Origin of the sequence: Streptomyces sp. SID4985, assembly GCF_009863025.1 — a bacterium.
Taxonomy (GTDB): Bacteria; Actinomycetota; Actinomycetes; order Streptomycetales; family Streptomycetaceae; genus Streptomyces.
In genome coordinates, this window is the sequence record NZ_WWIR01000001.1 from 1 (window position 1) to 13,518 (window position 13,518).

General features: G+C 71.7%; 12 protein-coding genes and 2 pseudogenes. 8 read left to right on the top strand and 6 right to left on the bottom strand.

Translation table 11 applies throughout. The features are described 5' to 3' along the window. Together GTW40_RS00005 and GTW40_RS00010 are read right to left on the bottom strand one after the other, a co-directional pair. Positions 1-238 (bottom strand): annotated as a pseudogene (locus GTW40_RS00005) (polyprenyl synthetase family protein); the annotation flags it as partial. Between the two features lie 404 nt (positions 239-642). Then, on the bottom strand, positions 643-2,049 hold the full coding sequence (locus tag GTW40_RS00010) for a family 2B encapsulin nanocompartment shell protein (protein WP_161178063.1): 1,407 nt from the start codon (positions 2,047-2,049) through the stop codon (positions 643-645). A 332-nt stretch (positions 2,050-2,381) separates the two neighbouring features. Between GTW40_RS00010 and GTW40_RS00015 the strand changes: the two genes are divergently transcribed. After that, a complete protein-coding gene (locus tag GTW40_RS00015) occupies positions 2,382-2,975 on the top strand; it encodes an N-acetylmuramoyl-L-alanine amidase (protein WP_161178064.1) in 594 nt (197 codons plus the stop codon). A 100-nt stretch (positions 2,976-3,075) separates the two neighbouring features. Beyond that, positions 3,076-3,963: a pyridoxal-phosphate dependent enzyme gene (locus GTW40_RS00020; RefSeq protein ID WP_161178065.1), complete on the top strand. Its 888-nt coding sequence runs from the start codon at positions 3,076-3,078 to the stop codon at positions 3,961-3,963. A gap of 1 nt (position 3,964) precedes the next feature. Here GTW40_RS00020 and GTW40_RS00025 read toward each other — a convergent pair whose 3' ends face one another. Next, positions 3,965-5,560, bottom strand: a complete 1,596-nt coding sequence (locus GTW40_RS00025) for a Na+/H+ antiporter (RefSeq protein ID WP_161178066.1) — start codon at positions 5,558-5,560, stop codon at positions 3,965-3,967. Positions 5,561-5,622: 62 nt separating this feature from the next. Here GTW40_RS00025 and GTW40_RS00030 point away from each other — a divergent pair, with 62 nt between their 5' ends. The 3 genes from GTW40_RS00030 to GTW40_RS00040 all read left to right on the top strand — a co-directional run bounded on the left by GTW40_RS00030 (position 5,623) and on the right by GTW40_RS00040 (position 7,703). Beyond that, positions 5,623-5,883 carry a UBP-type zinc finger domain-containing protein gene (locus tag GTW40_RS00030; protein ID WP_161178067.1) on the top strand — a complete coding sequence of 87 codons (261 nt, stop codon included), beginning with the start codon at positions 5,623-5,625 and terminating at the stop codon, positions 5,881-5,883. 273 nt (positions 5,884-6,156) lie between these two features. After that, positions 6,157-6,573 (top strand): anti-sigma regulatory factor, encoded by a 417-nt coding sequence (locus GTW40_RS00035; RefSeq protein ID WP_018544439.1) that lies wholly within the window; start codon positions 6,157-6,159, stop codon positions 6,571-6,573. Further along, positions 6,570-7,703 carry an RNA polymerase sigma factor SigF gene (locus GTW40_RS00040; protein ID WP_343245578.1) on the top strand — a complete coding sequence of 378 codons (1,134 nt, stop codon included), beginning with the start codon at positions 6,570-6,572 and terminating at the stop codon, positions 7,701-7,703. The genes GTW40_RS00035 and GTW40_RS00040 overlap by 4 nt, the downstream gene beginning before the upstream one ends. Positions 7,704-7,769: 66 nt before the next feature. Here GTW40_RS00040 and GTW40_RS00045 read toward each other — a convergent pair whose 3' ends face one another. After that, on the bottom strand, positions 7,770-8,222 hold the full coding sequence (locus tag GTW40_RS00045; RefSeq protein WP_161178068.1) for a hypothetical protein: 453 nt from the start codon (positions 8,220-8,222) through the stop codon (positions 7,770-7,772). A 125-nt stretch (positions 8,223-8,347) separates the two neighbouring features. Here GTW40_RS00045 and GTW40_RS00050 point away from each other — a divergent pair, with 125 nt between their 5' ends. Continuing rightward, positions 8,348-9,316, top strand: coding sequence for a diacylglycerol kinase family protein (locus GTW40_RS00050; protein WP_161178069.1), 969 nt, complete (start codon positions 8,348-8,350; stop codon positions 9,314-9,316). A gap of 328 nt (positions 9,317-9,644) precedes the next feature. Beyond that, complete coding sequence (locus GTW40_RS00055; RefSeq protein ID WP_016639615.1) at positions 9,645-9,902, top strand: WhiB family transcriptional regulator; 258 nt, start codon at positions 9,645-9,647, stop codon at positions 9,900-9,902. A 254-nt stretch (positions 9,903-10,156) separates the two neighbouring features. Here the strand turns inward: GTW40_RS00055 and GTW40_RS00060 are convergent, their stop codons facing one another. Further along, a complete protein-coding gene (locus tag GTW40_RS00060) occupies positions 10,157-11,623 on the bottom strand; it encodes a PAS domain-containing sensor histidine kinase (RefSeq protein ID WP_161178072.1) in 1,467 nt (488 codons plus the stop codon). A gap of 612 nt (positions 11,624-12,235) precedes the next feature. Here GTW40_RS00060 and nagB point away from each other — a divergent pair. Continuing rightward, positions 12,236-13,021 (top strand): glucosamine-6-phosphate deaminase, encoded by a 786-nt coding sequence (gene nagB, locus GTW40_RS00065; protein ID WP_161178070.1) that lies wholly within the window; start codon positions 12,236-12,238, stop codon positions 13,019-13,021. 94 nt (positions 13,022-13,115) lie between these two features. Here nagB and GTW40_RS00070 read toward each other — a convergent pair. Beyond that, positions 13,116-13,518 (bottom strand): annotated as a pseudogene (locus GTW40_RS00070) (glycoside hydrolase family 3 protein); the annotation flags it as partial.

Genomic DNA, 13,518 nt, shown 5'->3' on the forward strand with positions numbered 1-13,518 from the left:
CCAGCGCGGACGCCGCCGCGAGCACGAGGGCGGGCCGGATCGCCTTGCCCGCGTTGCCCGCCGCCGGGGTGCCGTCCGCGTGCTGCCAGCCGAAGTGGTAGAGCGCGATACGGCGCAGGGGCGCGGGCAGCGACTCGATCGCGGCCCTCAGCTCAGGGTCTACCAGTTCCCGGGTCCGCTCCAGCAGGACCGTCGCCTCCTGCCCGTCGACAGCCCCGGAGTCGTCCTCCGTCACCACGTGCCCGTCGAGCGACGCCCCGGCAGCTTCCGCCGTACCCCGCCCGTCCGGCGACCCAACAGCCCCCACCGCCCCATCGAGCGACCCGGCGTCACCCGCCGCACCCCGCCCCTCGAGCGGCGCCCCGGCGCCTTCCGCCGTCCCCCGCCCGTCAAGAACCCCGGTGTCCTCCACCGGCTCCCGCTGCCCGGGCGGGCGCGGCGGCGTAACCGCCCTCCCCGCGCCCGCCTTCCCCGTGCCCGGCGGGCGCTGTTCCGCCTGGGTCATGAACTCGGTCATGGCTCCCGGCTCCCCCTCCCGAAGTGTGAGCGCGTGGCTCCGGCCGGCACGGTGCCGGGCCGGTCCTCCCCCCGAAGGGGTTCCCGCCCCGTGGGGCGGGAACCCGGGTGCACGGTGGCGGGAGGTCACCGCCACCGGCCGATCTCGACGTTCTCCAGCACGCCGAGCGCGTCCGGCACCAGGACGGCCGCCGAGTAGTACGCGGTGACCAGGTAGTTGATGACGGCCTGCTCGTTGATGCCCATGAAGCGGACGGACAGGCTCGGCTCGATCTCGTCCGGGATGCCGGACTGCCTGAGGCCGACGACGCCCTGGTCGGCCTCGCCGGTGCGCAGGGCGAGGATCGAGGTCGTACGGGCCTCGGTGACCGGGATCTTGTTGCACGGGTAGATCGGCACGCCTCGCCAGGTGGGGATGCGGTTGCCGCCGACGTCGATGGTCTCCGGGACCAGTCCGCGCTTGTTCAGCTCACGCCCGATCGCGGCGATGGCGCGCGGGTGGGCGAGGAGGAACTTGGTGCCCCGGCGGCGGCTGAGCAGCTCGTCCAGGTCGTCCGGTCCGGGGACGCCGTCGTGCGGCTGGATGCGCTGGTCGTACTCGCAGGCGTGGAGGAGGCCGAACTGCCGGTTGTTGATCAGCTCGTGCTCCTGGCGCTCCTTCAGCGCCTCGACCGTGAGCCGCAGCTGCTGCTCGGTCTGGTTCATCGGCTGGTTGTAGAGGTCGGCGACGCGGGTGTGGATGCGCAGCACGGTCTGAGCGATGCTCAGTTCGTACTCGCGCGGGCGGGCCTCGTAGTCCACGAAGGTGTGCGGGATGTCGGGCTCGCCGGAGTGGCCGGCCGCGAGCTCGACCTCCTTCTCGCCGTACTTGTTGGTCCGCTGGTCCGGGATCGCACGCAGCTGCTGGAGGTGGCCACGCAGCGAGTCGGCGCGCTCGGCCACCTGCTCGAAGTCCTGGCGGGTGAGGATCAGCACCGTGCAGGCGGTGTCCGCGCGGGCGGTGTACTCCCAGATGGCGTCCGGGTCGAGCAGGGACTGCTCGCCGAAGTAGGCGCCGTCGGCGAGGACACCCAGCTCCGCGTCGTCGCCGTACGGGCCCGTGCCGATCTTCTCGACCCTGCCGTGGGCCAGGAGATACACCTCGTCGGACTGGCTGCCGAAGGAGGCGATCACCTCGCCGGGCGCGAAGTCCCGCTGGCGGCAGCGGCGGGCCAGCTCGGTCAGCACCTCCTCGTCCTCGTAGTCGCGCAGGGCGGGCAGCTCACCCAGCTCGGCCGGGATGACCTCGACCTGGTCGCCCGTCTTCACGAAGGTGACGCGGCCGTCCCCGACGGTGTACGTCAGCCGCCGGTTGACCCGGTACGCGCCGCCCTTCACATCGACCCAGGGCAGACTGCGCAGCAGCCAGCGGGAGCTGATCTCCTGCATCTGCGGTGCGGACTTGGTGGTGGTGGCCAGGTTCCGCGCCGCCGCCGTGCCGAGTGACTGCTGCGGCTTGGCCTGCTCCGTGCGGACCTCTTCGCCTACCGACATAAGGAAATGCCCTCCCATGTATGCCCGGTGCCCGATCTCGCGGGGCACCGGTCCCACGACCGAGCTTTCCATCACGGAGCGTGCCCGCACCATTACCCGAAAGGAGGGGAATGGATCATCCAACTCCTGGGCAAATGGAGCGACTTTGTCCAGCTCGCCGGGCGGACGGCACCCGGACCGCGCCAACCCGCCCCCGACCCCCGCCCCAACTTGTCCGAATCGGCTCGCACACCGTGCGAACGATGTGATCCCGACCCCCCGACCTCGGTAGAAGCAGCGATAAGAACGGGCCGTTCCGGCGGCCCCGCACGCACGGCACGAAGGAGGCGGTCATGTCCTCACCCATGTCCGCGAGCGCGTTTCTGGACGCTCTCAGGCGGGAGGAACTCACGGTCGTCGGCGTCGACGGCTGGCGGCACCACAGCCGCAACCACAAGGGGCCGTGGGGCCCGGTCCACGGCGTGATGATCCATCACACCGTGACCAGCGGCAGCGAGCGCACCGTGGAGCTGTGCCGCACCGGCCACGACGACCTGCCCGGACCGCTCTGCCACGGCGTGATCACCAAGGACGGCACGGTCCACCTGGTCGGCTACGGCCGTACGAACCACGCCGGTCTGGGCGACGACGAGGTGCTGCGCGCGGTGATCGCGGAGAAGGGGCTGCCGCCGGACAACGAGGCGAACACCGACGGCAACCGGTACTTCTACGGCTTCGAGTGCGAGAACCTCGGCGACGGCAAGGACCCCTGGCCGGAGGAGCAGTTGGACGCGATCGTGCGGGCCGCCGCGGCCGTCTGCCGCCACCACGGCTGGACGGAACGGTCGGTCATCGGCCACCTCGAGTGGCAGCCGGGCAAGGTCGACCCACGCGGCTTCACGATGAAGTGGCTGCGGGCGCGGATCAAGGAACAGTTGAAGGACTGACCCGGCCGGGCGGGCACCGGGAGCGGCCCCGCCCGCCGCGCTGTCCGGCCCGGCCCACCGCGCCGCCCGCCATACGCCCGCCCCGGGCGACAATGACCCCATGCCCCTCCGCCCCGCCCTTCCCTCCCCCCTCACAGAGATCCAGGACAACCGTTTCTCCCGGCACGGCGTACGCCTCCTGCTCAAGCGGGACGACCTGATCCACCCGGAGCTGATCGGCAACAAGTGGCGCAAGCTGATGCCGAACGTCGAGGCGGCGGGCGGCCGGGAGCTGGTCACCTTCGGCGGGGCCTACTCCAACCATCTGCGCGCCACCGCGGCGGCGGGCCGGCTGCTCGGCTTCGCCACGACCGGGGTGGTACGCGGCCAGGAGCTGGCGGACCTCCCGCTCAACCCCTCGCTGGCGCGCTGCGCGGCCGACGGAATGCGGCTGCGCTTCGTGGACAGGTCGGCGTACCGCCGCAAGGACGAGCCGGAGACCCTGGCGGCGATCCTGCGCGCGGCGGGCGCCGAGGGGGCGTACGTCGTCCCGGAGGGCGGCAGCAACGCCGAGGCGGTACGCGGCTGCCGGGCGCTCGGCGCGGAGCTGCGCGGCCGGGCCGACGTGGTCGCGGTGGCCTGCGGTACGGGCGGCACGCTGGCCGGGCTGGCCGCCGGGCTCGCGCCCGGTCAGCGCGCGCTCGGCGTCCCCGTGCTCAAGGGCGGCTTCATGGAGGACGACATACGCGCTCTCCAGGAGCGCGCGTTCGGCACCCGTACGGGCTCCTGGTCACTGGACGACCGCTTCCACTGCGGCGGTTACGCGCGGACGACACCGGAGCTGGACGCGTTCGCCGAGGAGTTCGAGAAGCTCCATGGACTGCCCGTGGAGCGGCTGTATGTCGCCAAGTTGCTGTACGCCCTCACCACGCTCGCGGAGGAGGGCGCCTTCCCGCACGGGACGAGGGTCGCGGCGGTGATCACCGGGCGCCCCTTCGAGAACCAGTGACCTACTCCGCCTCCCGGTACGCCGCCGCCTCCTCCAGGTCCAGCCTGCGCAGCAGCGCCCGCAGCATCTCGTCGTCGATGTAGCGGTGGTCGCGCAGCCGGACGAAGACCTCGCGCTCGGCGCTGATCATCTCGCGGGAGAGCCTGCGGTAGGTGTCGTCGACGGATTCGCCGGTGACCGGGTTGACCTGGCCGAGCCGTTCCCAGACGGCGTTGCGGCGGCGCTCCAGGACGGCGCGGAGCCGGTCGGCGAGCGGGGCGGGCAGGGTGTTGCGCTCGTCGGACAGGAGGGCGTCGAGCCGGGACTCGGCCGCCAGGGACGCCTGCGCCTGGGCGTTGGCCTCGGCCAGGGTCTCGGCCTGCTGGTCGCGCCCGGGGAACTTCAGGAGGCGGATCAGCGGGGGCAGCGAAAGGCCCTGGATGACGAGGGTGCCGATGACGGTCGTGAAGGTGAGGAAGAGGATCAGGTTGCGCTGCGGGAAGGGCTCGCCGCCGTGCACGGTGGCCGGGATGGAGAAGGCGATGGCGAGCGAGACCACGCCGCGCATCCCGGCCCAGCCGGTGACCAGCACGCCCCGCCAGGTCGGGTTCTCCTCACGGGTCCGCACGCGCTCCGAGAGGATGCGGGGCAGGAAAGCCGCCGGGTAGACCCAGACGAACCGGGCCAGGACGACGACCGCGAAGAGGGCGACGGCGTACCCGGCCGCGGCCGCCGCCTCGTACGCGCCCAGTCCCTTGAGGACGCCGTGCAGCTGGAGTCCGATCAGGGCGAAGACGGCGGACTCCAGGATGAAGGCGACCATCTTCCACACGGCCTCCTCCTGGAGGCGGGTGGCGAAGTCGACCTCCCACGCGCGGTGGCCCAGATAGAGCGCGACGACCACGACCGCGAGCACCCCGGAAGCGTGCAGCTGCTCGGCGATGCCGTAGGCGACGAAGGGGATGAGCAGGGAGAGGGTGTTCTGGAGGAGGGGTTCCTTCAGATGGGTGCGCAGCCAGTGCAGCGGCGCCATGAGGACGAGGCCGACGCCGACCCCGCCGACGGCGGCGAGCAGGAACTCCTCCACCCCGCCGGACCAGGTGGCGCCCTCCCCGATGGCGGCGGCGAGGGCGACCTTGTAGGCGGTGATGGCGGTGGCGTCGTTCAGCAGGGACTCGCCCTGGAGGATCGTCGTGATCCGGGACGGCAGCCCGACCCGGCGCGCGACGGCGGTGGCGGCGACGGCGTCGGGCGGCGCCACGACCGCGCCGAGGACCAGGGCGGCGGTCAGCGGCAGCCCGGGGACCAGCAGATGCGCGGCCCAGCCGACGGCCACGGTCGCGAAGAGCACGTAGCCGACCGAGAGCAGGGCCACCGGCCGCACCTGGGCGCGCAGGTCGAGGTAGGAGCTGTCGGTCGCGGAGGTGTACAGCAGCGGGGGCAGCAGCAGCGGCAGGACGACATCGGGTTCGAGGGTGTAGTCCGGCACCCCGGGGATGTACGAGGCGGCGAGGCCGACGGCGACCAGCAGCAGTGGTGCCGGTACGGGGGTGCGCCGGGCCGCGCCGGCGACGGCGGCGCTGCCCGCCACCAGCAACAGCAGCGGCATCACGTCCATGGTCCTCGCCCGCCCTCGTTTTTCCGCGCGGCCACCCGCGCACCCGACGTAATCTGGCAATCATGAAACAGTGCACGCACGTCGACGCGCTGCCGCTCCCGGAACCCGGGCCGCTCAGCGAGACGTGCCTGGAGTGCCTGGCGGACGGGACGGACCCGGTGCAGCTGCGGATCTGCCTGAGCTGTGGCCACATCGGCTGCTGCGACTCGTCGCCGAACCGGCACGCGACCAAGCACCACGCGGACTCGGGCCACCCCGTGATGCGGACGTACGAACCGGGCGAGGACTGGCGGTGGTGCTTCGTCGACCATGTACTCGTATGACCTCGAACGCGCGTATGACAGGCACTCCGACCTCGGACGGTTCGACCGCCTGACGTCTGGGTACGTCAACCCGGCGCGCGCTCTTCCCATTTGGGCCCGCAAACCCCCTAGACACGGAGCGTATTCAGAGTTTTACTGTGAGTGACGCCAGGGGGTCGGGGTCATGGGGACAGGAACGTTCCGGGCGCGATAGCGTCACCGCGGAACCACCAACGCGTTACGCCGGGGGGCGACCCTCGGCCCCGTAAAGCTTGTACCACCATGGAGGTGAGGGTGTCCCAGATCGCAGGCGAGCCCACGGCGAACCAGGACTTCGTGGAAGTCCGTCTGCCGGCCGCGGGTGCCTACCTGTCGGTGCTGCGGACGGCCACGGCCGGTCTGGCGGCCCGTTTGGACTTCACCCTGGACGAGATCGAGGACCTGCGCATCGCGGTCGACGAGGCCTGCGCGATCCTCCTCCAGCAGGCCGTGCCGGGGTCCGTGCTGAGCTGTGTCTTCCGGCTTGTCGACGACTCGCTGGAGGTCACGGTCTCGGCGCCGACGACCGACGGCCACGCCCCGTCGCGGGACACGTTCGCCTGGACCGTTCTGTCGGCCCTGGCGGGCAAGGTCTCGTCCGCCGTGGACGAGGACCGGACCGTGTCGATCAGCCTGTACAAACAACGCGGCGCGGGCCCCGGCCCGGCGTGAGGAACGGGGACGGTCCGGTGCGGGACGAAGAGCGCGGCACAAGGCGGCTGCCGACCGGGGAGACGGGTGCTCCCCGCTCGGGCGAGGCCGAGAACCCGAGGCAGAGCCCGGCGGACGTACCCCGGCACATGGCCGACGGCATCGACGGCATTCCCGAGCAGGCCAGGCCCCACCCGGAGGACGACTCCGCGCGGGCCGTCGGCGAGGGGACCGTGCGGAGCGCGCCCCTGGGGCAGCGCGGCGGCGGCACGGCCGCCCGCGCCGGGGCGAGGGCTCGGGGAAGGGCTACGGGCGGGACGATGAGCGAGCACGAGCGACACGCCGAGGACGCGGCGCCGGGCACGACGGAGGCCGTGCGCGCGGCCCCGCACGACCCGCACGACCGCAGCGGCGCCCGTGCGCTGTTCATCGAGCTGCGCGGCCTGGCGGACGGCACCCCGGAGTACGCGGAGCTGCGCAACCGGCTGGTCCGGATGCATCTGCCGCTCGTCGAGCACCTGGCGCGCCGCTTCCGCAACCGCGGCGAGCCGCTGGACGACCTCACCCAGGTCGCCACCATCGGTCTGATCAAGTCCGTGGACCGGTTCGACCCCGAGCGCGGGGTCGAGTTCTCCACGTACGCCACCCCGACGGTCGTCGGCGAGATCAAGCGGCACTTCCGGGACAAGGGCTGGGCGGTCCGGGTGCCGCGCCGCCTCCAGGAGCTGCGGCTCGCGCTGACCACGGCGACGGCGGAGCTGTCCCAGCAGCACGGCCGCTCCCCCACGGTGCACGAGCTGGCCGAGAAGCTGGCCATCTCCGAGGAGGAGGTCCTGGAGGGCCTGGAGTCGGCGAACGCCTACTCCACGCTGTCCCTGGACGTCCCCGACACCGACGACGAGTCCCCGGCGGTCGCGGACACCCTCGGCGCCGAGGACGAGGCGCTGGAGGGCGTGGAGTACCGCGAGTCGCTCAAGCCGCTCCTGGAGGATCTGCCGCCCCGGGAGAAGCGCATCCTGCTTCTGCGCTTCTTCGGGAACATGACCCAGTCGCAGATCGCCCAGGAGGTCGGCATCTCGCAGATGCACGTCTCGCGGCTGCTGGCCCGCACGCTGGCGCAGCTGCGGGAGAAGCTCCTGGTGGAGGAGTAGCCCGCAGGAAACACGAAGCCCCCGCCGAGGCGGGGGCTTCGCGCGTACGACCGGGCGGGCCGGGCCTCAGCCCGCCCGGCCCGGTCCCTTGATGTCGAGGGCCCGGGCCGTGGCCGGGTTGACCAGGAGGACCAGAGAGGCCACGGCCACCGCCGCGAGGACGATGCCGGCCGGGATGGCCACGCTGTCGGCCTTGAGCAGGTTGTAGGCGACCGGCAGGGCCAGGATCTGGGTGATGACGGCAGGGCCCCGGCTCCAGCGGCGCATGAGGAACAGCCCGCGCGCGGCGAGCAGCGGCAGCAGCGCGAGCACCGCGAGCGTGATCCCGCCGGTGACGGCCTGCTGGCGGTCGTCCGGGGAGCCGGTGAGGCCGAGCACCAGGATCCAGACGGCCGCGATCACCAGTCCGGCGCCCTCCACGGCGGCCAGCGCGGCCGCCCAGGTCAGCCGGCGCGGGCGGGGTCCGGGGGCCGCCGCGGCCTCGGCGGGGTCCGGGGCGGAAGTCTGCTCAGCTCTCACCCGAGAAGGGTAGCCCTGTGCCCGAGGGGCGCCGGGCGGTGCGTGGCGAGGCTCACGCCGTCTTCTCTTACCCGATCCTCAACTCGCTCTGGGCCCGATACCCCCCAGTAGGTACGCTGCCAGTCATGCGTGCACTTCTCGTGGTCAATCCGGCGGCAACCACCACCAGCGCACGCAGACGCGATGTGCTGATCCACGCCCTGGCGAGCGAGATGAAGCTGGAGGCGGTCACCACCGAGTACCGCGGCCACGCGCGCGATCTGGCCCAGTCGGCTGCGGAGAGTGACGACGTCGACATGGTCGTGGCCCTCGGCGGCGACGGCACGGTGAACGAGGTGGTCAACGGTCTGCTGCACGCGGGCCCCGACCTGGCGCGGCTGCCCGGCCTCGCCGTGGTGCCCGGCGGTTCCACCAATGTGTTCGCCCGCGCGCTCGGCCTCCCCAACGATCCGGTCGAGGCGACCGGCGCCCTTCTGGACGCGCTGCGCGAGAGCCGGGAGCGGGTGGTCGGGCTCGGTCTGACCTCCGGGACGCCGGGCACGGCCGACGAGGCGGTGCCGGAGCGCTGGTTCACCTTCAACGCCGGTCTCGGCTTCGACGCGGGCGTGGTCGGCCGGGTCGAGCGGGAGCGCGAGCGCGGCAGGAAGTCGACGCACGCCCTCTATGTGCGCCAGGTGGTACGACAGTTCCTCGGTGAGCCCAACCGCCGCCACGGCACGATCGAGCTGGAGCGACCGGGCGCGGACCCGGTGGCGGACCTGGTTGTCGCCATAGTCTCGAACACGTCCCCCTGGACCTATCTCGGCAATCGCCCGATGTACACGTCGCCTAAGGCGTCGTTCGATAAAGGGCTCGACGTACTCGGCCTAAGTCGCCTGTCCACAGCCGCCGTTGCCCGGTATGCGACCCAGTTGCTCACTTCGTCCCCCGAGCGTGGACCCCATGGGAGACATGCGTTCTCACTGCACGATCTGGACCGCTTCACCTTGCATTCGAAGGTCCCTCTGCCCCTCCAGATGGACGGCGACCACCTAGGACTGCGGACAAGCGTGACGTTCACAGGCGTTCGCCGTGCACTGCGTGTGATTGTGTGAGCGGAACAGGCAAAAGTCCTTTCACTCGAACGTTTAGGCCAGGGTCCACCCCATGGAAGTACGGCTGTGACCTAGTCGACACCGAGGAATCAAAAAAAATCTTCCGGAAGGGGTTGTATCCGTCGCCGAGGTTTGCGAGTCTCTACGTGGCGATCGGGACGGCCCGCAGAATCGGCGTCCACTGATCACCGATCTCCCTTCAATCCACAGGACCACACCGGGACAACTCGGCAGTCGGCCCTTCACTTGTTGGGGGACTCGTGAAAGCGTTCACATTCACAAGCAACTTGCACGTAATACCTGCACGTACCAAGGAGAGGTAGCAGCCATGGACTGGCGTCACAACGCCGTTTGCCGCGAGGAAGACCCCGAGCTCTTCTTCCCCATCGGCAACACCGGTCCTGCGCTGCTGCAGATCGAGGAAGCCAAGGCCGTCTGCCGTCGCTGCCCCGTCATGGAGCAGTGTCTGCAGTGGGCGCTCGAGTCCGGCCAGGACTCCGGCGTCTGGGGTGGTCTCAGCGAGGACGAGCGCCGCGCCATGAAGCGCCGCGCCGCCCGCAACCGGGCTCGTCAGGCCTCCGCCTGACACTCCCACCCCTGCTGACAGCCTGAGCTTGGCGGCGCGCACACCACGTGCGCTTCTCCCGCCCCCGAGCCGCAGCGCGCAGTTCCCCGATGCTCCTCCAGGTCCCGGCTCCGGCCGGGCGGGGGGTGCCCCGCCAAGGGGCAACAGCAACGAGCACGAGCCTCGGACCACCAGTGGTCCGAGGCTTTTCGCTTGCCCGGACCGGAGCGGGCCGCCGGGCCGGAGTGGGCCGGGGGAAACCCGGCCCGACGCCGCTACCGCTGCGGCCGCACCGGAATGTCCAGGATCACTCGCGTCCCGCGCTCAGGCCCCGGCACCATGTCGAAGGTGCCGCTCAACTCGCCCTCCACCAGCGTTCGTACGATCTGAAGGCCGAGGTTGCCCGCGGTGTGCGGGTCGAAGCCCTCGGGCAGGCCCACGCCGTCGTCCTGGACGGTGACCAGCAGGCGGCCCTCCTTGGTGGTGCCGCCGCGGACCGCCGAGACCTCGACGGTTCCGGTGTCGCCCTCGCGGAAGCCGTGCTCCAGGGCGTTCTGCAGGACCTCGGTGAGGACCATCGACAGCGGGGTGGCCACCTCGGCGTCGAGCACGCCGAAGCGTCCGCTGCGCCGCCCGGTGACGCGGCCGGGAGAGATCTCGGCGACCATGGCGAGCACGCGGTCGGCGATCTCGTCGAACTCGACCCGCTCGTCCAGGTTCTGGGAGAGCGTCTCGTGCACGATGGCGATCGAGCCGACCCGGCGCACCGCCTCCTCCAGTGCTTCCCGGCCGCGCTCGGAATCGATACGGCGGGCCTGGAGCCGCAAAAGGGCGGCCACGGTCTGGAGGTTGTTCTTCACCCGGTGGTGGATTTCCCGGATGGTCGCGTCCTTGGTGATCAATTCCCTTTCGCGGCGCCGCAGTTCGGTGACGTCGCGGCAGAGCACCAGGGACCCGATGCGGGTGTCCTTGGGCTTGAGCGGAATCGTCCGGAACTGAATGACCCCGTCATTGGCCTCGATCTCGAACTCACGGGGCGCCCAGCCGCTGGCCAGCTTGGCGAGCGCCTCGTCCACCGGGCCCCGGGTCGGGGCGAGTTCGGCGGTGGTGGTGCCGAGGTCGTGGCCGACCAGGTCGGCGGCGAGACCGAGGCGGTGGTAGGCGGAGAGCGCGTTCGGGGAGGCGTACTGGACGATGCCGTCCGCGTCCAGCCGGATCAGTCCGTCCCCGGCGCGCGGGGAGGCGTCCATGTCGACGTGCTGGCCGGGGAAGGGGAAGGTGCCGGCCGCGATCATCTGCGCGAGGTCGGAGGCGCTCTGGAGGTAGGTCAGTTCCAGGCGGCTCGGGGTGCGCACGGTCAGCAGGTTGGTGTTGCGGGCGATCACACCGAGGACGCGGCCGTTGCGGCGCACCGGGATGGACTCGACCCGTACGGGGACCTCCTCGCGCCACTCCGGGTCGCCCTCGCGGACGATGCGCCCCTCGTCCAGCGCCGCGTCCAGCAGGGGACGGCGGCCGCGCGGCACGAGGTGCCCGACCATGTCGTCCTGGTAGGAGGTGGGGCCGGTGTTGGGGCGCATTTGCGCCACCGAGACGTAGCGGGTGCCGTCCTCGGTGGGGACCCACAGGACCAGGTCGGCGAAGGAGAGGTCGGAGAGCAGCTGCCACTCCGATACCAGCAGGTGGAGCCACTCGAGGTCGGAGTCGCCGAGGGCGGTGTGCTGGCGGACCAGTTCGTTCATGGAGGGCACGAGTGTGAGCGTACCGGGGCACTCGGAGCGGCCGGAAAACACCCGCGGGCCGCGGCGCCTGAGAGGGACCCTCAGCCCTCCCGGCACCGCAGCCCGGAGCATCATCGGCCGTGGGGTGTGCGGTCCCGGTCGGCCGAAGGCCGAGGAGCCGGGGCAGTCAGGGCAGAGAGCACCGGTTCCTCGAATCCGTCTTCCTGTGCGGGGAAGACGGAGGTTTTTCAGCTGTTCGCCCTGCGGTGTTCGTTGCCTGCATTGTGGACTAGACCACGCTGGCATGTCCATGCATGAAGCAGCGCGGATCGCACCGTGAAGCATGGATGACGGCACGGGCAACGGACGGCGGGGCCAGGTGGCACCCGATGCCACGCAGCCTAGCCCGGGGGTGCCGCTCAGGGGAGCGGTCGACCAGGGCGATTTACGCCACGCGGGTGCATGGAGGTGCATGGGGGTGCGCGAGGAGGGCACCCAGTGCCGTCACGCCTCCCGCCTCCCCCGCGAAGCCGGTCCGGGAAGGACCCCCTCTGCTAGATTGGTCTAAACCACATGGCGACGCGCGGCACGCGCTCCCCCATCCCGGCCCTCTTCAGAACGGCAGGCCCCAGCGTGGAAGTTGTCATCGTTCCGGACGCGGCGGCGGGCGGCGAGCTGATAGCCGAGGCCATGGCCCAGCTGCTGCGACGCAAGCCCGACGCCCTGCTCGGCGTGGCCACCGGCTCCACCCCCCTGCCCGTCTACCAGGCGCTGACCGCCAAGGTGCGCTCCGGCGCCGTCGACACCTCGCGCGCCCGGATCGCCCAGCTCGACGAGTACGCGGGACTGCCCGCCGACCACCCCGAGTCCTACCGCTCGGTGCTGCGCCGCGAGGTCCTCGAACCGCTCGGCATCCCGATGGACGCGTTCATGGGCCCCGACGGCACGGCCGAGGACGTCCAGGCGGCCTGCGAGGCGTACGACCGTGACCTCGCCGAGGCAGGCGGCGTGGACCTCCAGCTGCTCGGGATCGGCACGGACGGACACATCGGCTTCAACGAGCCGTGCTCCTCGCTCGCCTCGCGCACCCGGATCAAGACGCTGACCGAGCAGACCCGTATCGACAACGCGCGCTTCTTCGACGGCGACATCGAGCAGGTCCCGCACCACGTCATCACCCAGGGCATCGGCACCATCCTGGAGGCCCGGCACCTGGTGCTGCTCGCGACCGGCGAGGGCAAGGCGGACGCGGTGGCCGCGACCGTCGAGGGCCCGGTGGCTGCGGTGTGCCCGGCCTCCGCGCTCCAGCTGCACCCGCACGCCACGGTGGTCGCCGACGAGGCGGCCGCGTCCAAGCTGAAGCTGGCCGACTACTTCCGGCACACCTACGCGCACAAGCCGGCCTGGCAGGGCATCTGACCCGCCGGGGGCCGCTCGGCCCCCGGCGCGATCCCAGCCCAGCAGCGGGCACACCCCTGGCGCAGACCGGGCACACCTCAGGCATACCCCCGGCTCAGCCCCCCGCGATGACCTCCGCCGCCGCCTGCCCGCAGACCCGGGCCGCGCCGTGGGTCGCGACGTGCAGGGCGCCCCGGGCGGGGGCCTGCGGCACGCCCATCTCCACCACGACCGTGTCGGGGCGGGCCGCGAGCAGGGTGTCCAGGGCGGCCGACATCCAGGGGTGACGGTGTTCGTCGCGGACCACGGCGACGATCCGGCTCTCCCCCGCCTCCGCCAGCGCCTCCTCGCCCGCCTTCTCCCCGGCGAATCCTCCGGTGCGGGTGCCCGGCAACAGCCGGGCCAGGTCGGCGGCCACGCCCCAGGGCGTCTGGTCGCCGACCGCGATGTTGGCGACGGGCGTGAACGCGGCGACGTACGGCGCCCCGGTGAGCGGGGTGAACGTCTCGCCGCCGGTC

Excerpts from the sequence above, each read along its gene's own strand:
- GTW40_RS00010 (WP_161178063.1), bottom strand. The coding sequence starts at position 2,049 with ATGTCGGTAGGCGAAGAGGTCCGCACGGAGCAGGCCAAGCCGCAGCAG.
- GTW40_RS00015 (WP_161178064.1), top strand. The coding sequence starts at position 2,382 with ATGTCCTCACCCATGTCCGCGAGCGCGTTTCTGGACGCTCTCAGGCGG.
- GTW40_RS00020 (WP_161178065.1), top strand. The coding sequence starts at position 3,076 with ATGCCCCTCCGCCCCGCCCTTCCCTCCCCCCTCACAGAGATCCAGGAC.
- GTW40_RS00025 (WP_161178066.1), bottom strand. The coding sequence starts at position 5,560 with ATGGACGTGATGCCGCTGCTGTTGCTGGTGGCGGGCAGCGCCGCCGTC.
- GTW40_RS00030 (WP_161178067.1), top strand. The coding sequence starts at position 5,623 with ATGAAACAGTGCACGCACGTCGACGCGCTGCCGCTCCCGGAACCCGGG.
- GTW40_RS00050 (WP_161178069.1), top strand. The coding sequence starts at position 8,348 with ATGCGTGCACTTCTCGTGGTCAATCCGGCGGCAACCACCACCAGCGCA.
- GTW40_RS00055 (WP_016639615.1), top strand. The coding sequence starts at position 9,645 with ATGGACTGGCGTCACAACGCCGTTTGCCGCGAGGAAGACCCCGAGCTC.
- GTW40_RS00060 (WP_161178072.1), bottom strand. The coding sequence starts at position 11,623 with ATGAACGAACTGGTCCGCCAGCACACCGCCCTCGGCGACTCCGACCTC.